We start from the raw sequence: 25,187 nt of genomic DNA on the forward strand, positions 1-25,187 counted from the left end.
GAACAGGAGATCTCGTGAACGCCGAACAGCGGTCGGGTGACGTCCCCGACATCCGTCCCCGGCCGTCGGCGGCCGGAGGCAGTCCCCTTCTGCACGAGAGGTTCGCCGCACAGGCCCTGCGCACGCCGCACGCCGTAGCCGTCGTCGACGGCGCGGACACCGTGACGTACGCGGAGCTCGACCGCGCGGCCAACCGCATGGGGCACTTCCTGCGAGGGCTGGGGGCCGGGCCCGACTCCGTCATCGGGGTCAGCCTGGAACGCGGTACCGACCTGGTCGTCGCGCTGCTCGGGGTGTGGAAGGCGGGCGCCGCCTACCTGCCGCTGGACCCGGGGCAGCCGCCGGCCAGGCTGACCGGCCTGGTCCGCGCGGCGGGTGCCCAGGTCGTCCTGGCCGGCCCGGCACTCGAAGGCGCCGTCCGCGACGCGGGCGCCCGCCGGGCGGGCCCCGACGAGGTGCCCGCCGACCTGTCGGACACCGCCCCCGCGGGCGGCGCGGATCCGGACGGCGCCGCGTACACCGTCTTCACCTCTGGTTCCACCGGCACCCCGAAGGGTGTCGTCATCACCCACGCGGGCATCGCGAACCGCGTCGGCTGGACCGTGCGCAAGCACGGTCTCGGCCCCGACGACCGCATCCTGCAGAAGACGTCCATCGGCTTCGACGCGGCCGGCTGGGAGATCTTCGCCCCGCTGGTCGGCGGCGGCAGCGTGGTCCTCGCGCCGACCGGCGCCGAGCGGGACCCGGCGGCGTTGCTGCGCGCGGTGGCCGACTACCGCGTCACCGTCCTCCAGGTGGTCCCCTCCGTCCTGCGCATCCTCGTCGAGGAGGGCGACTGGAGCGGCTGCGACTCCCTGCGACTGCTGTTCTCCGCGGGTGAGGCCCTGCACGGCGAACTCGTCGCCCGGCTGCGCGAGAAGGCCGGCCCGGCCCTTGAGGTGTGGAACACCTACGGGCCCACGGAGTGCTCCATCGACATCACCGCCCAGCCCGTCGACCCGGCGCAGACCAGCGGCGCGATACCCATCGGCCGCCCCATCCCCGGCATGCGTGTCCTGGTCCTCGGCCCGAACGGCGATCCGGTTCCGATCGGAACCCCGGGCGAGCTGTACGCGGGCGGGACCGGCGTGGCCCGCGGCTACCTCGGCCGCCCCGACCTGACCGCCGAACGCTTCGTGCCCGACCCCTACGCGAGCGAGCCCGGCTCGCGCCTCTACCGCACCGGTGACCTGGTGCGCTGGCGTACCGACCGCACCCTGGACTACCTGGGCCGCCTCGACCACCAGGTCAAGGTCAACGGCGTCCGCATCGAGCCGGCCGAGATCGAGGCGGCGCTCACCGCCCACCCCGGTGTCAGCGGCGCGGTCGTCCTGCCGTACGAGGCGGAGCGCGGCAGCAAGCGGCTCGCCGCACACCTCACCACGACGGGCCCCGAGGCCGCCGGCCCGTCGGCCGACGTGCTGCGCGCGTTCCTGCGCGAGCGCCTCCCCGAGAGTCACATCCCGTCGTTCTTCCACACCCTCGACGCCTTCCCGCTCACCCCCAACGGCAAGGCCGACCGGGCCATGCTGCCCACCCCGGGGGAGATCGCCGCCGCCGACCAGCTGCCTTTCGTCGCCCCGCGCACCGACAGCGAACAGCTCGTCGCGAACGCCTGGGCGGACCTGCTCGGGCTGGACCGGGTCGGCGCGCACGACGACTTCTTCGCCCTCGGCGGCACCTCCCTCCAGCTGACCCGCCTCGCCGCCAGGCTGCGGGCCGCGTCCGGCGCGCAGATCTCCCTGCGCGGACTACTGAGGGCCACCACCGTCGAGGCCCAGGCCGGCCTCATCGAAGTCCCCGCCGCCGACGAGAGCCCGATCGTGCCCGTCCCGCGCGACGGCGACCTGCCGCTGTCGTCCGGCCAGCGCCGCCTGTGGTTCCTGGACCGGATGCACCCGGGCAGCCCCGAGTGGGTGGCCCCGCTCTTCCTGCGGCTGCCCGCGCACACCGGTGCGGACACCGTGCGGCGCGCCCTGGAGGCTCTGTCCGCCCGCCACGAGGCGCTGCGCACCGTCTATCCGGACCGGGGCGGCGAGCCTTGCCAGGTGATCGGCGAGGCCGGCGCGCAGCCGGTCGAGCTCCGTGTCGAGGACACCTCGCGCGAGGGTGTGGAGCAGCTGTTCCGCGAGCAGTTCGGGCGCGGCTTCGACCTGTCCGCAGGCCCGCTGTGGCGGGCGCTGCTCGCCCGCACCGGCGGCGACCACGTGCTGCTCCTCACGCTGCACCACATCACCGTCGACGGCTGGTCCACGGTCATCCTGGAGCGCGAACTGCGGGAACTGTGTGCCGCGTTCGAGGCGGACCGCGCACCGGTCCTGCCCGCACTCCCCGTGCAGTACGCCGACTACGGCGCCTGGCAGCACGCCCGGCTCACCGACGACTTCATCGCCGGTGAGCTCGCCCACTGGCGCACCGCGCTGGCCGGGATCGAGCCGCTCGACCTGCCCCTGGACCACCCCCGCCCGGCCGAGCGCGACCCGCGCGGCGCTGTCGTCCCCTTCCGGGTCGAGCCGGAACTGGCGGACCGGCTGGCCGAGCTGGGCAGGGCGCACCGCGCCACGCCCTTCATGACCCTGCTCACCGCGTACGCCACCCTGATCGCCCGTTACAGCGGCGGCTGGGACATCCCGGTCGGCACTCCCGTCGCCGGCCGGGGCCGCCCGGAGACCGAGGGCACCGTCGGCTTCTTCCTGAACTCCCTCGTCGTGCGGTGCGCACTGGACGCCGACGTGACCTTCGCCGACGCCCTCGACCGGGTCAGCCAGGCGGCCCGTGCCGCCTTCGCCCATCAGGAACTGCCCTTCGAGCGGCTCGTGGACGAGCTCCAGCCCGAGCGCGACCTCTCCCGTACCCCGCTCTACCAGGTCGCGTTCGACCTGCACAGCGAGGGCGTCACCAGCGTCGCCACCGATGACGAGGACATGGCGGCCTTCACGGCCTCCTGGCAGGTCGCCAAGACCGATCTCTCCCTCTTCATGCGCAGGACCGAGGACGGGGCCCTGGAAGGCGTGTTCGAGTACGCCGCCGCCCTCTTCGAGCGTGCCACCGTCGAGCAGCTCACCGGGCACTTCACCCGGCTGCTCCGGCAGGTGACGCAGCAGCCCGGTCTGCCGCTCGGGACGGTCGACTTCCTGTCGGCCGACGAGCGCGGCCGGCTCCTCCTCGGATGGAACGCGACGGAGTTCCGCGCGGAGTCCGAGACCGTCCTCGCACGCGTCGAGGCCCGGGCGGCCGCCGCTCCGGACGTCATCGCACTCTCGTACGGCTCGCAGAGCGTCACCTACGGCGAGCTGGACGCCCGTGCCAACCGCCTCGCCCACCTGCTGCGGGACCGGGGTGTCGGCGCCGAGTCACGGGTCGCGGTACTCCTGGACCGGGGGCCCGACCTGGTCACGGCCCTGCTCGCGGTGTGGAAGGCCGGCGGCGCGTATCTCCCGGTCGACCCGTCCTGCCCCGCCGAGCGGCTCACCGCGATGCGCCGGAGCGCATACGCGGACACGGTGATCACGTCAAGCGCACACGCGCCGGCCGCCGGGGACGGAGCCGTCCTCGTGGACACCGACGCGGCCCGGATCGCGGCCGGGCCGGCCACCCGGCCCGCCCGCACCGACGACCTCGACCGGCTCGCCTACGTGATCTTCACGTCGGGTTCCACCGGGACACCGAAGGGTGTCGAGGTCACCCACCGCGGCCTCGCCAACCACGTCGCCTGGGCGGCACGGGAGCTGGCACCGCGCGACTACGGCGGGGCGGCGCTCTTCTCGTCCGTCGCCTTCGACCTCGTCGTGCCGAACCTGTGGGCCCCGCTGGTCACCGGGCAGCGCCTGTTCCTGCTGCCCCAGGACACCGACCTCTCGGAGCTCGGCAAGCACCTCGACGAGGCCGCCCCGTACAGCTTCCTGAAGCTCACCCCCGGCCACCTCGACGTGCTCGCCCACCAGCTGACCCCGGCCCAGGCCGGTGCGCTGGCCCCGGTCCTCGTCGTGGCGGGAGAGGCCTTCTCGCGGGCCACCCTGGAGCGGTGGCGGGCCCTCGCCCCGGACACCCGCCTGGTCAACGAGTACGGGCCGACCGAGGCCTCCGTAGGCACCTGCGTCTTCGAGGTGCCCGACGGGGCCGGAGGGGCCGGCACGGAGATCCTGCCGATCGGCCGTCCGCTGCCGAACATGACGATGTACGTCCTGGACGAGCGCCTCCAGCCGGTGCCCGCCGGGGTCGCGGGCGAACTGTACGTCGGCGGAACAGGAGTGGCCCGCGGCTACGCCAACCGCCCCGACCTGACCGCGGAGCGCTTCCTGCCCGACCCGTTCGGCGGCCCCGGTGCCCGGTTCTACCGGACCGGCGACCGGGTCCGCCGCCGGACCGACGGCAACGTCGAGTTCCTCGGCCGGTTCGACGACCAGGTCAAGATCCGCGGCTACCGGGTCGAACTCGGCGAGGTCCAGGCCGTGCTGACCGAACACCCCGCCGTACGGGAGACGTTCCTCGCCGTCCACACGACGGACAACGGCGAGAAGCAGCTCGTCGCCTACTACGTCCCCGAGGCCGGCGACGACCCGGCGGACACGCTCGCCGCACACTGCGCCCTGCGGCTGCCGGACTACATGGTCCCCACCGTCTGGACCCCGCTCGACGCGCTGCCCCTCAACGCGAACGGCAAGGTCGACCGACGCGCCCTGCCCGTGCCCGGCGCCGGGACCGGGACGGCGGAGCAGGTGGAGCCGAGCGGCCCCGTCGAGGAGCGCATCGCCGAGATCTGGACCGAGCTGCTCGGTACCCGGGCCGGCGCGCACGACAACTTCTTCCACGTGGGCGGCAACTCGATCCTCGCGATCCGGCTGATCTCCCGCATCCAGGAGGAGTTCGAAATCGACTTCGCGGTACGGACGGTGTTCGAGGGACCCACGATCGCGCGCCTCGCGGCCACCGTCGAGGAGCGCATCAGGGCGGAGATCGCCGCGCTCACCGACTCGGAACTCGTGAACGACGAACAGCTGGTGAAGGGGTACGACGCATGACCGGAGACAAGGCCCAGACGGTTCGGGAAGCCGCAGCGCTGCGCGACGAGCTGCTGCGCCGCCGGATGGCGGGCCGCCGCGGCGCCGGCCGGCGCACGGTGGTCCCGCGCGCGGACCGCACGGCTCCGCTGCCGCTGTCGTACGGCCAGCAGCAGATGTGGTTCCTGAACCGGCTGGAGCCGGACAGCACCGAGTACCTGGTGCCGCTCGTGCTGCGGCTGCGCGGCCCGCTGGACACCGGCGCGCTCGACCGTGCCTGGCAGGCGCTCCTGGAGCGTCACGAGATCCTGCGCACCCGCTACGCGCTGGCCGGCGAGGAACCCGTCCAGGTCATCGACGCGCCGCGCCCCACCACGCTGGACGTCACCTCGGTGGCGGACGAGCAGAGCCTGCTGCGTGCCGTCGAGGACGACATGGGCCGGCCGTTCGACCTGGCCGGCGAGTGGCCGGTGCGCGCCCGGCTGCTGCGGCGCGGCGCGGACGACCACGTGCTGTCCGTCGTCTTCCACCACATCGCCTGCGACGCCTGGTCCACCGGCGTCTTCGGCCAGGAACTCTCCGCCCTGTACGGCGCCTTCACCAGCGGTGCCGGCAACCCCCTGGCGCCCCTGCCGGTGCAGTACGCGGACTACGCGGCCTGGCAGCGCGCCGAACTGAACGGCGGCGCCCTGGCCCGCCAGCTCGACTACTGGACCGCACAGCTGGCAGGACTCGAGGCCCTGGAGCTGCCGGCCGACAGGCCTCGCCCCGCGGTGCGGGACACGGCGGGCGACACCGTCGCCTTCACACTGCCGGCTCCCCTCGCCGACCTCATCCGCGAGACGGGCCGTCGCCACGAGGCCACCCCCTTCATGGTGGTGCTCGCCGCCTTCCACGGACTCCTCGGCCGGTACACCGGGCGTACGGACGTCGCGGTCGGCACCGTCGGCTCGGGACGCACCCTGCCCGAACTCCAGGGCATGATCGGCTACGGCATCAACAGCCTGGTGCTGCGCGGCGACTGGTCCGCCGACGCGTCCTTCGGCGAGCTGCTCGCCGCCACCCGCTCCACCGTGCTCGACGCCTTCGACCACCAGGCCATGCCCTTCGCGCAGCTCGTCGACCGGCTCCAGCCGGAGCGCGACATGTCCCGCACGCCGCTCTACCAGGTGGCGTTCACCATGCACGGCGAGCGGACGACCGCCTTCGAGCTGGCCGGCGTCACGGCGGAGCCGTACCTGGGCACCAACCACACGGCCAAGACGGACCTCGACCTCCAGCTGACCGAAGGCGCCGACGGCTCCCTCACCGGCAGCTTCGAGTACGCCACCGCCCTGTTCGACCGCTCGACGGTGGAGCGCATGGCGGACCACCTGCTGCGCCTCCTCGGCACCGTCACCGCCGACCCGGCCACCCGGCTTTCGACGGCCGGCATCCTCGGCGAAGAGGAGCGGGCCCTGCTCGCCGGCGGCCCCGAGCTCGTCGCCCCCGTCACCCGCCGGGTCCACGAGGTCTTCGAAGCCCAGGTGGCCCGCACCCCGGACGCCGTGGCCGTCGTCTTCGAGGACCAGGAACTCTCGTACGCGGAGCTCAACCTCCGCGCCAACCGCATCGCCCACCTGCTGCGCGCCAAGGGCATCGGCCCGGAGGCCCTCGTCGGCATCTGCCTGGAACGCGGTATCGAACTGATGCCCGCACTCCTTGGCGTGCTCAAGGCGGGCGCCGCCTATCTGCCCCTCGACCCGGCGAATCCCGCGGACCGTCTCGCGTACATCGTTCAGGACGCGAACGCGCCGGTGGTGCTGACCACGTCCGCGCTGACGGGTGTTCTCGACGGGCGTTACGAGGGCGAGGTCGTCGCGCTCGACGCCGAGGCCGAGGTCCTCGCGGCCCAGCCGGGTACTGATCCGGGTGTGGCGGGCAGTCCTCAGAACCTGATCTACACGATCTACACGTCGGGTTCGACGGGGCGTCCCAAGGGGGTGGCTCTCACTCACGAGAACGTGGTGCGGCTTCTCGCGCGCGGTCAGGAGCACTACGCCTTCGACGGCGGCGATGTGTGGCCGCTGTTCCACAGCTACGCCTTCGATGTCTCGGTCTGGGAGATGTGGGGTGCGTTGCTGCACGGTGGGCGCTTGGTGGTTGTTCCCTTCGCGGTCACGCGTTCGCCCGAGGAGTTCCTCGATCTGCTTGTCGAGCAGGGCGTGACCGTCCTCAATCAGACGCCTTCGGCGTTCCGTTCGTTGGTGGGTGCGGCTCGGGACGGTGATCCGCGGGTGGGGTTGCTGGCTCTGCGTGCGGTGGTGTTCGCGGGGGAGAAGCTGGAGGTTTCGGAGCTCGTGCCGTGGGCGGAGCGCGTCGGCCTGGACCGTACGGCTCTGGTGAACATGTACGGGATCACCGAGACCACGGTGCACACGACTTATCGGCGTCTGACCGATGCGGACCTGGACCCGCAGTCCGGCAATCCGATCGGCCGGCCGCTTGGCGACCTCACCGTCCATCTCCTGGACGCCAGGGGTGAGCTGGTGCCCGTCGGAGTCCCCGGGGAGATCCATGTCGGTGGCCCGGGCGTGGCCCGCGGCTATCTGAACCGCCCCGAGCTGACCGCCGAGCGCTTCGTCCCCGACCCGTTCGGTCCGGCCGGTGCCCGCCTCTACCGAAGCGGCGACCTGGCGCGGCGGCTGCCGGACGGGAGCCTGGAGTTCCTCGGGCGTGCGGATGACCAGGTGAAGATCCGCGGCTTCCGCATCGAACTGGGTGAGATCGAGAACGCCCTCGCCGCCCACGACGCGGTCCGCGACGCCGTCGTCCTGGTCCGGGAGGACACCCCGGGCGACGTCAGGCTGGTCGCCTACGTCACGGCCGACGCGACGGCCCCCGCCCCCGCAGAGCTGCGGGCCCTGCTCGCCGCCACGCTTCCCGAGTACATGGTTCCGGGCGCGTTCGTCGTCCTCGACCGGCTGCCGCTGACCACCAACGGCAAGCTCGACAAGCGGGCCCTGCCCGTCCCCGGCCAGGATGCCGTCGGCGCGACGGCGTACGTCGCCCCGCGCACCGTCGTCGAGGAGCGGATCGCCGAAGTCTGGCAGGACGTGCTCGGCCTCGACCGGGTGAGCGTCGACGACGGCTTCTTCGAGCTCGGCGGTCATTCGATCCGGGCGGTCACCCTCGTCGGGCGGCTGCGCGCCGCCGGGTACGACCTGGCCGTGCGTGACGTCTTCGAGTACCGCACCGTCGCGCGCATCGCCGAACTCGTCACCGGCCGACCGGCGCCGGCCGCCCGGCCTGCCACCGTCGCCGCGTTCTCCCTGGTGGCGGACGAGGACCGGGACCGGCTCCCGGAGGGCCTCGCGGACGCCTACCCGCTGTCGCAGGTCCAGCTGGGCATGGTCGTCGAGATGCTGACCGACGACGGGAAGCACCCGTACCACAACGTCACCTCGTTCCGCATACGGGACGACCAGCCCTTCTCCGAGGCCGCTCTGCGTGAGGCGGCGGCCGCCGTCGTCGCGCGCCATGACGTGCTGCGCACCTCGGTGGACCTGGCCGCGTACTCCGTACCGTTGCAACTCGTGCACGCCGAGGCCGACATGGCCCTCGGAGTACGTGACCTGAGCGCACTCGGCGAGGAAGAACTCCTGCACTCGCTGCGCGAGTTCACGGCCGCGGAGCGGGCCGACCTCTTCGACCTCGCCACCGCCCCGCTGCTGCGGCTGCACGCGCACCTCGCGGGCGACGGCAGCTGGTGGCTGACCAACACCGAGTGCCACGCGATCCTGGACGGCTGGAGCCACCACTCCTTCCTGATGGAGGTCCTGGAGGAGTACCGCCGGATTCGCGACGGCGAGCCCGTCGCCGCCGCGTCGGACGGGCCCACGGCCCGATTCGCGGACTTCGTCGCCGCCGAACTGTCCACGCTCGCCTCGCAGGACTCGCGCAGCTACTGGCAGGACATCGTCACCGGCCACGCCCGGCTGTCCGTCCCGGCACCCTGGGCCGGCGACGACCAGGACGCCGGACAGCCCTACCGCGTCCCCGTGCCCTTCCACGATCTGGAGGACAGGCTGCGGGCGCTGGCGACCAAGGCGGGCGCGTCACTCAAGAGCGTGCTGCACGCGGCGCACCTGAAGACGATGAGCCTGATCACCGAGGAGGAGCGCTTCTTCACCGGCCTCGTCTGCAATGCCAGACCCGAGGTCCTCGGTGCGGACCGGGTGTACGGCATGCACCTCAACACCCTTCCCTTCGCCCACGACCGCTCGGCGCGTACCTGGCGCGAGCTCGTCGGCCAGGTCTTCACCCGTGAGATCGAACTCTGGCCGCACCGGGCGTACCCCATGCCGGTCATCCAGCGCGAACTCGCCGACGGCGAGCGCCTGATCGACATGCGATTCAGCTACCACGACTTCGACCAGGTCGACCGCGACCGCGTCGACTACCTGGCGAGCATCGACGACAGCCCGACCGAGTTCCCGCTCGGCGTCTCGGCCCGTATCGGCCACCTTGTCCTCACGGCCTCGCCCCGCGCACTGAGCAGGGAGGGAACCGACCGCCTCGCAGGGATGCTCCGCTCGGTCCTGGAGGCGATGGCGGCGGACCCGGAGGGTTCCGCCCGGGAGGCGCATCTGCCGGCGGCGGAGTACCGGCGCCAGGTGGTGGAGTGGAACGAGACGGAGTACGAGGCCGAGACGCGTTCGGTGCTGGAGCTGTTCGAGGCGCAGGCGCTTCGGACGCCGGAGGCCACGGCGGTGGTGGCGGGGGAATTGGCTACCAGTTATGCGGAGTTGGATGCGTACGCGAATCAGGTCGCGCACTACCTGCGGGAGCGGGGTGTGGCGCATGAGTCGCGGGTGGCGGTGGTGCTGGATCGTGGTCCTGAGCTGATCGCGTCGTTGCTGGGGGTGTGGAAGGCGGGCGCGGCGTATGTGCCGGTGGATCCGTCGTATCCGGCGGAGCGGATCGCGGCGATCGTGGAGTCGTCGGGTGCGCGGGTGGTGCTGGATGATGCGCGGCCTTCGGTGGCGCAGCTGCCGGTGACGGCGCCGGAGCGGGTGGATGATCTGGACCGGCTGGCGTATGTGATCTTCACGTCGGGTTCGACGGGGGTGCCGAAGGGGGTCGAGCTTCCGCACCGCGGGCTTGTCAATCACGTGGCTTGGGCGGCGCGGGAGTTGGCGTCGCGGGGTTCGGGTGGTGCGCCGTTGTTCTCTTCGGTGGCCTTCGATCTGGTGGTGCCGAACTTGTGGGCGCCGTTGGTGGTGGGGCAGGCGGTTCACGCGGTGTCCGGGTCGGTGGACATGGCTGATCTGGGTGCGCGTCTGGTGGCGCGGGGCCCGTACAGCTTCATCAAGCTGACGCCGGGGCATCTGGAGATCCTGGGGCATCAGCTGGATCCTGCGGCGGTGGCGTCCTTGGCCGGGGTCGTGGTGGTGGCGGGTGAGGCGTTGTCCGGTGAGGTCGCGGGCCGTTGGTCCGCGGTGCTGGGTGCGGGCCGGCTGGTCAATGAGTACGGGCCGACGGAGGCGTCGGTGGGTACGTGTGTCTTCCCGGTGGCCGAGGCGGAGTCTTCGCAGGTCGTGCCGATCGGTTCGCCGTTGCCGAACATGACGATGTATGTGCTGGACGGGCTGTTGCAGCCGGTTCCAGTGGGTGTGGCGGGGGAGTTGTATGTGGGTGGGACGGGTGTGGCGCGCGGGTATGCGGGTCGTGCGGATCTGACGGCGGAGCGTTTCCTGCCGGATCCGTACGGGCCTGCGGGTGCGCGGTTCTACCGGACGGGTGACCTGGTGCGGCAGCGGGCGGACGGGAACGTGGAGTTCCTGGGCCGGCTCGATGACCAGGTGAAGATCCGTGGTTACCGTGTCGAGCTGGGTGAGGTGCAGGCCGTGCTGGCCGCGCACCCGGCCGTGCGTGAGGTGTTCGTGACCGTCCACGAGACGGACACGGGTGACAAGCAGCTCGTGGGCTACTACGTGACGCGGGACGGCCGGCCGGTCGAGGACCTGGCCGCGTTCTGCGGGCTGCGCCTGCCGGACTACATGATCCCGTCGGCACTGACATCCCTGGCCGCCCTGCCGCTGAACGCCAACGGCAAGGTCGACCGCCGCGCCCTGCCCGCCCCCGACTCGGACGGCGAGCAGGCCGGGCAGGACCGCCACATCGCCCCGCGCACCGATGCCGAGGAGCAGATCGCCGCCGTCTGGCGCCGGGTCCTGGAGCGGGAACGGGTCTCGGTGGACGACGACTTCTTCGACATCGGCGGCCACTCCATCCGTGCCGTCGCCCTCGTCGGCGCGCTGCGCGCCGCGGGCTTCGACATCGGGGTGCGCGACGTCTTCGAGTACCGCACCGTCGCCCGGCTCGGTGAGCTCCTCACCGGCCGCCCCGCGCCCGACAAGGCCGCGCTGACCGGCGTGGCACCGTTCGCCCTCCTCGCGGAGGTGGACAGGGCCGCGCTTCCCGCCGGCGTCCAGGACGCCTACCCGCTCTCCCTCGTGCAGACCGGCATGGTCGTCGAGATGCTCGCCGAGGAGGGCGGCAACAAGTACCACAACGTCAGCCTGTTCCGGATCCAGGACCCCGAGGGCGCCCCCTTCGACGTGGCGGCGCTGCGGGCGGCCGCCCGCACGGTCACCGGCCGCCACGACATCCTGCGCACCTCGATCGAACTGGCCGCCTACTCGGTGCCGGTGCAGCTCGTGCACGACCACGCCGAAGTCCCGGTGTCCGTGCAGGACCTGCGCGGCCTGGCGAGTGACGAGGAACGCTCCGGGGCGCTCGCCGGCTTCCGCCGCGACGAGGGTTCCCGGCTGTTCGACCTCTCGTCCGCCCCGCTGCTGCGGATCGCCGCGCTCATCGACGCCGACGACTCCTGGTACCTGGGCCTGACCCAGCCGCACGTCGTCACCGAGGGATGGAGCCACCACTCCCTCCTCATGGAGATCCTCGACTGCTACCGGCAGCTCAGGGACAACGGGGTCGCGGACCCGCACGAGCCGACAGCCGTCCGGTACGCCGACTTCATCGCCGGCGAACTGGAGTCCCTGGACTCCGCCGCCGACCGCGCGTACTGGCAGCACACCCTCGACACGCACGCGCCCCTCGAACTCCCCGCCTCCTGGGCCGAACCGGACGGCCCGCGCCGCCCGTCCAGGGCCCGCGTGGACCTGAGCAGGCTGGAGCGTCCGCTGCGGGCGTTCGCGGCCGCGGCGCGGGTGTCGTACAAGAGCGTCCTGCATGCCGCTCACCTGAAGGTGATGAGCATGCTGACGGACGAGCCGGCGTTCTTCACCGGCATCGTCTCGCACGGCCGGCCCGAGGCCCTCGGTGCCGAGCGGGTGTACGGCATGCACCTCAACACGCTGCCGCACCCCTTCGACCGGAACTCCGCCGCGACCTGGCGCGAGCTGGCCCAGCAGGTCTTCGCCCGCGAAGCCGGTACCTGGCCGCACCGCCGCTACCCGCTGCCCGCGATCCAGCGCCTGGCGGGGGGACACCGGCTGATCGACGTGGTCTTCAACTACCTCGACTTCCACCAGGTCGACACCGGCCAGGTGGACATGGCGGGCGCGGTGCACGACGCCGCCACCGAGTTCGACCTGCACGTCTCCGTGCTCGGCGGATACCTCGGGCTCAGCAGCCACACCCACGCCCTCGGCAGCCGACACGTCGAGCGACTGGCCGGCCTGTACCGGGCCGTCCTGGAGGCGATGGCAGCCGACCCGAACGGTGACGCCCGCGCCGACGTACTGCCGCAGGGCGAGCGCGAGCTGTTCGCCGCGCTGACCGGCCCCGCGTCGGCGGCGGAACCCCGCACCGTCCCGGAGCAGTTCGCCGCGCACGTCGCCCGCACGCCGGACGCGACCGCGCTCGTGTACGAAGACATCAGCCTCACGTATGCCGAGCTCGACGTCCGTGCCAACCGGCTCGCCCACCACCTGGCCGGCCTCGGCGTCGGCCCCGAGACGCTCGTCGGCATCAGCGCCGAACGCGGCCCCGACCTGGTCGTCGGACTGCTCGGCATCATGAAGGCGGGCGGCGCCTACGTGCCGCTCGACCCGGCCTACCCGGCGGACCGGCTCGCCTACATGCTGGCGGACTCGGCGCTGCCCGTCCTCGTCACCCAGGAACACCTGCTGGCGAAGCTGCCCGCCCACGACGCGACCGTCGTCCTCGTCGACGGGGACGCCGAGGCGGTCGCGGCCCGCCCCGACACCGCCCCGGACGTCGCACTGGACGTCGACCACGCCGCGTACGTCATCTACACCTCCGGGTCCACGGGTCGCCCCAAGGGCGTCGTCGTCACCCACCGCGGCACCCGGAACCTCGCCGACGCGCAGGCGGACGCCTTCGGGATCGTGCCGGGCGACCGTGTCCTGCAGTTCGCCTCCATCAGCTTCGACGCGGCGTTCGCCGACCTCGCCCAGACGATCCTGTCCGGCGCGACGCTGGTCCTCGCCCCCGCCGACCGGCTGATGCCCGGCCCCGAGCTGACCCGGCTCACCGCCGAGCAAGGCGTCACCCACCTCACTCTGCCGCCCACCGCGCTCACGGTGCTCTCGCCGGACGGCGGGCTGCCGGCCGAAGCGACCCTCGTGGTCGCGGGTGAGGCCTGCACCCCCGACCTGGTCGCCGCCTGGGCGCCCGGGCGGCGCATGCTCAACGCCTACGGGCCCACCGAGACGACCGTCTGCGCCTCCGTCAGCGCACCGCTGGCCGGTGCGGTGACCCCGCCGATCGGCCGCCCCGTGCCCGGCTTCACGCTGCGGGTGCTCGACGCTGCGATGCGGCCGGTGCCCGCGGGCGTGCCCGGTGAGCTGTACGTCGCCGGAGTGGGCCTCGCCCGCGGCTACCGGGGCCGCCCGGACCTCACCGCCGAGCGCTTCGTGCCGGACCCGTACGGCCCGGCGGGCACCCGCCTGTACCGCACCGGCGACTCGGTGCGACTGCTCGACGACGGCCAGCTCGACTTCATCGGCCGCATCGACAACCAGGTGAAGCTGCGTGGCTTCCGCATCGAGCTGGGCGAGATCGAGACGGCCCTGGCCCGCCTCGACGAAGTCAGGGACGCCGTCGTCGTGGTCCGTGAGGACACCCCCGGCGACAAGCAGCTCGTCGCCTACGTCAGCGCTGCCGACGGCCGCACCCTCGCCCCCGCGGCCCTGCGCGACGCCCTCGCCGGCGGCCTGCCCGACTACATGCTGCCCGCCGCCTACGTCGTCCTCGACGCCCTGCCGCTCACCGCGAACGGCAAGGTCGACAAGCGGGCGCTGCCCGCTCCCGGCCGCTCGGCGCTCGCCGCGGACGCGGTCTACGTAGCCCCCCGCACCCGCGCCGAGGAGCGTATGACCGAGGTCTGGCGGGACGTGCTGGGTATCGACCGGATCGGCGTCCACGACAGCTTCTTCGACCTGGGCGGGGACTCGATCCGCGCGGTCTCGCTGATCGGCGCCCTGCGCGCGGCCGGCTTCGACCTCGGGGTCCGCGAGATCTTCGAGGGACGCACGATCGCGGCCACCGCCGAACTCGCCACCGGCCGCCCCGCTCCCGCCGAACCCGAGCCGGGGGTCGCCCCCTTCGCCCTGGTCACCGACGCGGACCGCGGCCGGCTGCCGTCGGGTCTCGACGACGCCTATCCGCTCTCCCAGGTGCAGATCGGCATGGCCGTCGAGATGCTCACCGACACGGCCGCCGCCAAGTACCACAACGTCAGCGTCAACCGGATCCGTGACGGCGTGCCCTTCGACGCCCGGGCTCTGGCCGAGACGATCCGGCTGGTGACGGCACGCCACGATGTCCTTCGCACGTCGTTCCGGCTCGACGGCTTCTCCGTACCGATGCAGTTGGTGCACACCGACGTGACCGTCCCGGTCGGTGTCCACGACCTGCGCGGGCAGGAACCCGACGAGCAGAACGCGGCGATCGGCGCGTTCGTCACCGCCGAGAAGGCCGATGTCTTCGACCTGTCGGCCGCCCCGCTGCTGCGGGTCGCCGCGCTCGTCGAGAGCGACCAGGCCTGGCACCTCGCCCTCACCGAGTCGCACGCCATCACCGAGGGCTGGAGCTACCACGCCCTGATGATGGAGATCCTCGACACCTACGAGCAGGTCAGGTCGGGCACCGCACCCGCCGACGTCACCACGCCTGCCGCCCCCGACGTGCGCTTCGCCGACTTCATCGCCGCCGAACTGACCTCCCTGGAGTCCGCCGCGGACCGCGCGTACTGGCAGCGGATCACGGAGTCGTACGAGAAGTTCGAGCTCCCCGCCCCCGCCGGCACGTCCGGCCCCGCGGAGAGCTACCGGGTCCGGGTGCCCCTGCACGACCTGGAGCCGCGGCTGCGCACCTTCGCCTCGACGGCCCAGGTCTCCCTGAAGGCGGTGCTGCACGCGGCCCACCTGAAGGTGATGAGCCAGCTCACCGCCGAGGAGTCCTTCTTCACCGGGCTCGTCACCGACACCCGGCCCGAGGCGGCGGGGGCCGACCGCGTCTACGGCATGTACGTCAACACCGTGCCCTTCGCCGTCGACCGCACCGCACGCACCTGGCAGGAGCTGGTGCGCCAGGTCTTCGACCGGGAAGTCGCGCTCTGGCCGCACCGCCAGTACCCGATGCCCGAGATGCAGCGGAACGACGGCGGCCGCCGCCTGGTCGACGTGGTCTTCAACTACCAGGACTTCCGGATGGTCGACACCGACCTCGTGGACGTCGAGTCGGGAGTGGGTTCGGGCGGCATCGAGTTCGGGCTCGCCGTCACGACCCTGGCCGGCCATCTGAACCTGAAGACCAGCACCGCCAGCCTCTCCCGCACGGACGCCGACCGTCTCGCGGGCATGTACCGCGCGGTCCTGGAATCCATGGCGGGCGACCCGCAGGGCGACGCGCAGGCCACCTACCTGCCGCCGGGGGAACGGGAGGTGCTGCTCGCCGACTGGAACAACGGCGCCACGGCGCCGGCCGATCCCCGTACCGTCCACGGCGTCTTCGAGGAGCAGGCCGCCCGCACCCCGGACGCGGTCGCCGTCACCTGCGAGGGCATCCGGCTCACGTACGCCGAACTCAACGCACGCGCCAACCGCATCGCCCACCTGCTGCGCGCCCGGGGGATCGGGCCGCAGTCCCTGGTCGGCGTCTGCCTGGAGCGCTCCGCCACCCTGGTGCCCGCACTCCTCGGGGTGCTCAAGGCGGGCGGCGCCTACCTTCCCCTCGACCCGGCCTACCCGGCCGACCGGCTCGCCTACATCGCGGCCGACGCGCAGGCACCGGTCGTGCTGACCGAGCGGTCCGCGGCCGGCACCCTGGAGGGCCGCTACGACGGTGAACTGATCGTCCTCGACGAGGACCCCGCGCTGATCGCGGCGCAGCCCGCGAGCAACCCGGCGCCGCTCGCCGCCGCCGACGACCTGATCTACGTCATCTACACGTCGGGCTCCACCGGAAAGCCCAAGGGCGTCTGCCTCAGCCACGCCAACGTGCTGCGGCTGTTCACCGTCACCGAGGAGCAGTTCCACTTCGGGCCGGCGGACGTGTGGACGCTCTTCCACTCCTACGCCTTCGACTTCTCCGTCTGGGAACTGTGGGGAGCGCTGCTGTACGGCGGCCGGCTCGTCGTCGTCCCGCAGAGCGTCTCCCGCTCGCCCGAGGACTTCCTCGGTCTGCTCGCCGACGAGCGGGTCACCGTGCTCAACCAGACACCGTCCGCGTTCCGCTCCCTGGTCGGCGCCGCCCGTGACGGCGACCCGCGCATCGACCGGCTCGCCCTGCGGTCCGTGGTCTTCGGCGGCGAGAAGCTGGAAGTCGGCGAACTCGTGCCGTGGGCCGAGCGGCTGGGCCTCGACGCCCCGCAGCTCGTCAACATGTACGGGATCACCGAGACCACCGTCCACGTCACCCACCACCGGCTGACCCCGGAAGACCTGGCGGCACCGGCCGCGAGCCCGGTCGGCGGGCCTCTCGGTGACCTGCGCACCGTCCTCCTCGACCGTGCCGGTCACCTGGTCCCGCTCGGCGTGCCCGGCGAGATCCACGTCGGCGGCCCGGGCGTGGCCCGCGGCTATCTGAACCGGCCCGGACTCACCGCCGAACGCTTCGTGCCCGACCCGTACGGGGACGAGCCCGGCGCCCGCCTCTACCGGGCGGGTGACCTGGCCCGAAGGCTTCCCGACGGCAGTCTCGACTTCATGGGCCGGATCGACGACCAGGTGAAGATCCGCGGCTTCCGCATCGAACTCGGTGAGATCTCCGTCGCCCTCGGCACGCACCCGCGGGTGCGCGACGCCGTCGTCGTGGTCCGCGAGGACACCCCCGGCGAGAAGCGGCTGGTCGGCTACTTCGTGCCTGCCGACGAGGAGGGCCCGGGCCTGGCCGAACTGCGCGACCACCTTGCGCTGACCCTGCCCGACTACATGGTCCCCGCGGCCTACGTGCCGCTGGACAGCATTCCGCTGAACGCCAACGGGAAGCTCAACAGACGTGCGCTGCCCGCCCCGGCGCAGACCGCGCTCGCCTCGGACACCACCTACCTCGCCCCGCGCACCGACGCCGAGCGCCGGATCACCGAGATCTGGCAGGACGTCCTCGGCATCGACCGGATCGGCGTCCACGACAGCTTCTTCGGACTGGGCGGCGACTCCATCAGAGCCGTGCCGCTGGTCGGCGCCCTGCGCGCGGCCGGCTTCGACATCGGTGTGCGCGAGGTCTTCGAGCAGCGCACGGTCGCGCGCCTCGCCGAGCTCGCCACCTGGCAGGACACCACACAGGAGGAGGCAGCGGTGCAGCCGTTCGCACTCATCACGGACGAGGACCGGGCGAAGGTGCCCGCGGGCGCCTTCGACGCCTACCCGCTCTCGCAGATCCAGGCCGGCATGGTCGTCGAACTGCTCGCCGACGACGGGCGCAGCAACTACCACAACGTGACGTCGTTCCGGATCAAGGACGAGACGCCGTTCGCACCGGACGCCCTGACCGAGGCCGTCCGTCTCGTGGTGGCCCGCCACGACGTGCTGCGCACGTCGGTGCACGCCACCGGCTTCTCCGTACCGATGCAGGTCGTCCACGCGGACGTGCCGGTCACCGTCCCGGCCCACGACGTGACCGGGCTCGGCCGGGCGGAGCTGGAGGGCGCTCTGCGCGGCTACGTCACCGCGCAGCGCGAGGACCTGTTCGACCTGTCCCAGGCCCCGCTGCTGCGGGCCGCGGCCCACATCGAGGGCGACGGCGCATGGTGGCTCAGCCTCACCGAGTCGCACGTGATCCTGGAGGGCTGGAGCCACGCCTCACTGGTCATGGAGATCCTGGAGACCTACCGGGCGGTGCGCGACGGCCGGCCGGTGGAGCACGAGGAACTCCCGGTCCGGTACGCCGACTTCATCGCCGCAGAGCTGACGGCTCTGGCCGACGGGGACGACCGCGCCTACTGGTCCGGCATCGTCACCGAGCACTCCAAGTTCGAGCTGCCGGCCGGCTGGGCCGAGGCCAAGGACAAGCCCGCGGGCTCCCATCGGGTCAAGATCACCTTCGGTGACCTGGCCGAGGACCTGCGCGCCCTGGCCGCGACCACCGGTGCCTCCTTCAAGAGCGTGCTGCACGCCGCCCACCTGAAGGTGATGAGCCAGCTCACCGGCGACGCGGCCTTCTTCACCGGCCTGGTCTGCCACGGCCGGCCCGAGGTCAAGGGCGCCGAGCGGGTGTACGGCATGCACCTCAACTCCCTTCCCTTCGCCCACGACCGGCGTGCCCGCACCTGGCGGGAGCTGGTGGACCAGGTCTTCCACCGCGAGCTGGAGGTCTGGGACCACCGCCACTACCCGATGCCCGCCATCCAGCGCGAGGCGCGCGCGGGCCGTCTGATCGACGTCCTGTTCAACTTCGTCGACTTCCACCAGGTGGACGACGAGCTGGTCGACTCCGACGTGCGGATCAGTGAGACGCCCACCGAGTTCGGGCTCTCCGCGCACGCCACTGCCGACAACATCGTCCTGTCCACCTCGACCCAGGTGCTCGGCCGGGCCCACGCCGACCGGCTGGCCGGCATGTACCGGGCGGTCCTGGAGTCGATGGCCGCCGACGCGGAGGGCGATGCCCGGGCGATGTACCTGCCCGCGGGTGAGCGCGAGCGGCTGCTCGGCGAACAGAGCGCCGAAGCCGCCGAGCCCGTCACGCGGCGGGTGCATGAGCTGTTCGAGGAGCAGGTGGCGCGGACGCCGGATGCGGGGGCGGTGACCTTCGGTGAGGTCACGTGGTCGTATGCGGAGCTGAACGTGCGGGCGAACCGGATCGCGCATGTGCTGCGGGCCAGGGGGGTGGGCCCGGAGGATCTTGTGGGGGTCTGCCTGGAGCGTGGTGCGGATCTGCTGCCGGCGCTGCTGGGTGTGCTGAAGTCGGGTGCGGCGTACGTGCCGCTCGACCCGGCGAACCCGGTGGACCGTCTCGCGTACATCGTGGGGGACACCGCGGCTCGGGTGGTCGTGACGTCGTCGGCGCAGGCCGGAATCCTTGAAGGCCGCTTCGAGGGTGAGCTGCTGTCGCTCGATGGTGACGCGGAACTGATCGCGGCCCAGCCGGGAACCGATCCGGGTGTGGCGGGCAGCCCCCAGAACCTGATCTACACCATCTACACCTCGGGCTCCACGGGCCGTCCCAAGGGCGTCGCCCTGACGCACGCCAATGTGGTGCGGCTCATGTCGACGGCGCAGGAGCACTACGCGTTCGACGAGACGGACGTGTGGTCGCTGTTCCACTCCTACGCCTTCGACGTGTCGGTGTTCGAGATGTGGGGAGCGCTGCTGCACGGCGGCCGGCTGGTCGTCGTTCCGTTCACGGTCACGCGTTCCCCGGACGAGTTCCTCGACCTCCTGGTGGAGGAAGAGGTGACAGTCCTCAGCCAGACGCCGTCGGCCTTCCGTGGTCTCGTGGCGGCGGCGGGCGACGGTGACCGGCGGGTGAAGCAGCTGTCGGTGCGTGCGGTGGTGTTCGCGGGGGAGAAGCTGGAGGTCGCCGACCTCAAGCCGTGGACCGACCGGCTGGGCCTGGCCCGTACGGCTCTGGTGAACATGTACGGGATCACCGAGACCACCGTCCACACCACGTACCACCGGCTCACCAAGCGTGACCTGGACCCGCAGGCCGGAAATCCGATCGGCCGGCCGCTCAGTGACCTGCGCGTCCACCTCCTCGACCACAACGGGGACCTGGTGCCGATCGGGGTGCCGGGTGAGATCCATGTGGCGGGCCCGGGTGTGGCGCGCGGCTATCTGAACCGCCCCGAGCTGACCGCCGAGCGTTTCGTTCCCGACCCGTTCGGTCCGGCCGGTTCGCGGCTGTATCGCAGTGGTGACCTGGCGCGGCGGTTGCCGGACGGGAGTCTGGAGTTCGTCGGGCGTGCGGATGACCAGGTGAAGGTCCGGGGGTTCCGGATCGAGCTGGGTGAGATCGAGAGTGTGCTGGGGTCGCATCCGGGGGTGCGGGACGCGGTTGTGGTGGTGCGTGAGGATGTGCCGGGTGACCGGCGTCTGGTGGGTTATTTCGTGTCTGCCGGGGTGGGGGAGGTGCCGGGGCTGGGTGAGCTTCGGGCGCATCTGTCGGCGTCGTTGCCGGAGTACATGGTGCCTGCGGCGTTCGTGCCGTTGGAGGTGTTGCCGTTGACGACGAACGGCAAGCTCGACAAGCGGGCGCTGCCTGCTGTGGAGGGTGCGGCGCTGGGCAGTGACGGTGTGTTCGTCGCGCCGCGCACGGCGACCGAGGAGCAGATCGCGGGTATCTGGCGTGAGGCTCTGGGCGTCGAACGGGTGGGTGTCGAGGACGGCTTCTTCGACCTCGGCGGCGACTCCATCCGGGCGCTCGTCGTCGTGGGCGCACTGCGCGCCGCAGGTCATGACCTGGCCGTACGCGATGTCCTCGCCGCCCGCACGGTGGCCGCGCTCGCCGAGCTCGCGACCGGCCGGCCCGCCCCGGCCGCAGCGACCACCGCCCTGACCGCACCCTTCGCCCTGGTGGCGGACGAGGACCGGGACCGTCTCCCGGCCGGACTCGCCGACGCGTACCCGCTGTCGCAGGTCCAGCTGGGCATGGTCGTCGAGATGCAGAGCGGCGACAGCCGGCACAAGTACCACAACGTGGTCTCCGTCCGGATCCGCGACGAGCAGTCCTTCTCCGAGGACGCGCTGCGTACGGCGGCGGCGGTGCTCACCGAACGCCACGAGGTGCTGCGCACGTCCCTCGACCTCACCTCGTACTCCGTGCCGATGCAGCTGGTGCACTCCGACGCCGCACCCGATGTCACGTTCCGGGAGGTCCGGGGTCTGAGTGAAACCGAACTCGCCGCTTCGATGCGGCAGTTCACCACCGACGAGCGTGCCGAGCTCTTCGATCTGGGAGCGGCCCCGCTGCTGCGGCTCGGCGCCCATGTCGAGAGCGACGGTGCCTGGTGGCTGTCGGTCACCCAGTGCCACGTCATCCTGGACGGCTGGAGCCACAGCAACCTCCTGATGGAGGTGCTCGGCGAGTACCGGCGCGCCAGGAACGGCGAGGCGCCCGGCGACGACCCGACGGCCGACGTCAGGTTCGCCGACTTCATCGCCGCCGAGCGCGATGCGCTCGCCTCCGCCGAGGACCGCACGTACTGGCAGGGGATCGTCGAGGGCCACGACCGCATCGCCCTGCCGGGCGGATGGGCCGCGCACCCGGACACGGAGCCGGTCGCCTGCCGCAGCAGAATCCCGTACGCGGACCTGGAGGAGCCGCTGCGCGCCCTTGCCTCGGCCGCCGGCGCCTCGCTCAAGAGCGTGCTGCACGCGGCGCACCTGAAGACGATGAGCCTGCTCACCGACCAGGAGAGGTTCTTCACCGGTCTGGTGTGCAACGCCCGGCCCGAGATCCTCGGCGCCGACGCCGTGTACGGGATGCACCTCAACACCCTTCCCTTCGCCCACGACCGCTCGGCCCGCACCTGGCGCGAGCTGGTGGCGCAGGTCTACGGGCGGGAGACGGAGCTCTGGGCGCACCGTGCCTTCCCGATGCCGGTCATCCAGCACGAGCTGGCAGCCGGTGACCGGATCATCGAAGCCCCCTTCACCTACCAGGACTTCCGGCAGATCGACCACGGCCTGATCGACACCCAGGCCACGGTCGGCGAGGGCGCGCTCGAGTTCGGGCTGCGGGTCTCGGCGCTCGGCGGTTCGATCAACCTGCACGCCAGCAACCACGTCGTGGACCAGCCGCACCTCGACGGCGTCGCGACGATGTTCCGCTCGGTCCTGGAGGCGATGGCGGCGGACCCGGAGGGTTCCGCCCGGGAGGCGCACCTGCCGGCGGCGGAGTACCGGCGCCAGGTGGTGGAGTGGAACGAGACGGAGTACGAGGCGGAGACGCGTTCGGTGCTGGAGCTGTTCGAGGCGCAGGCGCTGCGGACTCCGGAGGCCACGGCCGTGCAGTCGGACGAACTCATCCTCAGCTACGCGGAGCTGGACGCCCGTGCGAACCAGGTCGCGCACTACCTGCGGGATCAGGGAGCCGGCCACGAGTCGCGGGTGGCGGTGGTCCTGGACCGAGGTCCTGAGCTCATCGCGTCCCTGCTCGGGGTGTGGAAGGCGGGCGCGGCCTACGTGCCGGTCGACCCGAGCGCCCCGGCCGAGCGGATCGCGGCCATCGTGGAGACGTCGGGTGCGCGGGTGGTCCTGGACGCGACGCGGCCTTCGGTGGCGCAGCTGCCGGTGACGGCGCCCGAGCGGGTCGATGACCTCGACCGGCTGGCGTACGTGATCTTCACCTCGGGTTCGACCGGGACGCCGAAGGGGGTCGAGCTGCCGCACCGCGGGCTCGTCAACCACGTCGCCTGGGCCGCACGGGAGTGGCTGTCCCGGGGGACCTCGGGCACCGCCCTCTTCTCGTCCGTCGCCTTCGACCTCGTCGTGCCGAACATCTGGGCGCCGCTCGTCGCCGGCCAGGCCGTGCACACCTTCTCCCAGGACATCGGGCTGGACCGACTGGGCGAACACCTGGCGGCCGGAGCCCCGTACAGCTTCCTCAAGCTGACTCCGGGACACCTGGAGGCCCTTGCCCACCAGCTGGACGAGGAGACCCTCGCGGGGCTGACCGGGACGGTCGTGGCCGGCGGGGAGGCCTTCCCCGGCGAGGTCGCCAACCGGTGGCTCGACCTGCTCGGCCCCGGCGGAATGATCAACGAGTACGGGCCGACCGAGGCGTCCGTGGGCACCTGCATCTATCCGGTGACCGAGGCGCAGCCCTCGGAGGTCGTGCCGATCGGACGCCCCACCCCCAACATGACGATGTATGTGCTGGACGGGCTGTTGCAGCCGGTTCCGGTGGGTGTGGCGGGGGAGTTGTATGTGGGTGGGACGGGTGTGGCGCGCGGGTATGCGGGTCGTGCTGATCTGACGGCGGAGCGTTTCCTGCCGGATCCGTACGGGCCTGCGGGTGCGCGGTTCTACCGGACGGGTGACCTGGTGCGGCAGCGGGCGGACGGGAACGTGGAGTTCCTGGGCCGGCTCGATGACCAGGTGAAGATCCGTGGTTACCGTGTCGAGCTGGGTGAGGTGCAGGCCGTGCTGGCCGCGCACCCGGCCGTGCGTGAGGTGTTCGTGACCGTCCACGAGACGGACACGGGTGACCGGCGGCTGGTCGCCTACTACGTCACGCGGGACGGCCGGCCGGTCGAGGACCTGGCCGCGTTCTGCGGGCTGCGCCTGCCGGACTACATGATCCCGTCGACGCTGACACCCCTGGCCGCCCTGCCGCTGAACGCCAACGGCAAGGTCGACCGACGCGCCCTGCCCGCCCCCGGCCACGCTGCCGGGGACGCCGCACAGCGCCCGTACGCGGCCCCCGTCACCGAGACCGAGAAGATCATGGCCGGCCTGTGGGAGCAGACCCTCGGCATCGACCGGGTCGGGACGGGCGACAACTTCTTCGAGCTCGGTGGCCACTCGATGCTCATCATCAAGGTGATGGCCGCCGTCCGGAAGCTGGAACTGCCCATCACGCTCCAGATGCTCTACCAGACGCACACCCTGGCCGAACTGGCCGCCGAACTGGACGCCGCGGCAGGCCCCGGCACCACGAAGACAACCGCCGCCGCCGACCCGGCGCCCGCAGCCGACCGGCTGCCCGTCATGGACGAGCACCACATTCCCGGCGTCGCGGTCGCGGTCCTTCACGACGGCGAGGTCGCGTCGCTGCACGGCTACGGCGTCCTGGAGGCGGGATCGACACAGCCCGTCACGCCGACGACGCTCTTCCAGGCCGGTTCGATCAGCAAGCACATCACCGCACTCGCGGTGCTGCGCCTGGTCGACGAGGGCACCCTCGACCTCGACGCGGACGTCAACCCCCGGCTCACCGGCGGCTGGCGGATCACCGGCCAGGACGGTGCCCCGGTCGCCGTCACCCTGCGCCAGCTGCTCTCGCACTGGTCGGGTCTGGTCTCCGTGCCGTACGCCGGCGTCACCCCCGGCACCGATCTGCCGCCGCTGTCCGACCTGCTCGCACAGGTGCACAGTGAGGTGGCGCCCGGTAGCAGGTTCCTGGTGTCCAACACCAACTACTGGGTGATCCAGCGGCTGTTGGAGGACGTCACCGGGCTGCCGTTCGCCGAGCTGATGCGCCGCACGGTCTTCGCGCCGCTGCGCATGGCGCACAGCAGCTTCGACCAGGACCACCCGCAGACGTCGGGCAGGCCGACGGCCGTCGGTCACGGGCCGCTGGGCGACCCGGTCGAGGACGGCTGGCGCGTCGGTCCGCACCTCGCTTCCTCAGGGCTCTGGTCCACCGCCGCCGACCTCGCCAAGGTCGCCGTCGAGCTGCGCAGGGCCTACCTGGGCGAACCCTTCGCGTTCCTGTCGAAGGCGCTCGCCGAGGAACTGCTCACTCCCGTCGGCGAAGGCACCTTCTACGGCCTGGGCACGGTGGTCGACGGGGAGGCCCCCGCACTGGAGGCCGGGCACGGCGGCGAACCGTACGGCTACCGCAACATGATGATCGTCAGGATCTCCGACGGCACCGGCTTCGTGGTCCTCACCAATGCCGTCTCGGGCCGCGCCGCCATCAAGGCCGTTTCGGCCGGCCTGCGCGAACAGTCCGGGATGGGCGGCGGAGAGCGTGCCGCGCAGTGGACCAGGTGACCCCCGCGCG

At 72.0% G+C, this 25,187-nt stretch carries 2 protein-coding genes; both read left to right on the plus strand.

The window, feature by feature from the left end; translation table 11 throughout:
* Window positions 1-14 precede the first annotated feature (14 nt).
* Complete coding sequence (locus OG538_RS19865) at window positions 15-5,060, plus strand: amino acid adenylation domain-containing protein (protein ID WP_406095419.1); 5,046 nt, start codon at window positions 15-17, stop codon at window positions 5,058-5,060.
* Entirely contained in the window at window positions 5,057-25,177 is a 20,121-nt protein-coding gene (locus tag OG538_RS19870; RefSeq protein WP_406095421.1) for an amino acid adenylation domain-containing protein, read from the plus strand. Before OG538_RS19865 ends, OG538_RS19870 begins: the two co-directional genes overlap by 4 nt.
* Window positions 25,178-25,187 lie beyond the last annotated feature (10 nt).

The sequence above is a fragment of the Streptomyces sp. NBC_01013 genome, from assembly GCF_045162765.1.
Taxonomy (GTDB): domain Bacteria; phylum Actinomycetota; class Actinomycetes; order Streptomycetales; family Streptomycetaceae; genus Streptomyces.

Excerpts from the sequence above, each read along its gene's own strand:
- OG538_RS19870 (WP_406095421.1), top strand. The coding sequence starts at position 5,057 with ATGACCGGAGACAAGGCCCAGACGGTTCGGGAAGCCGCAGCGCTGCGC.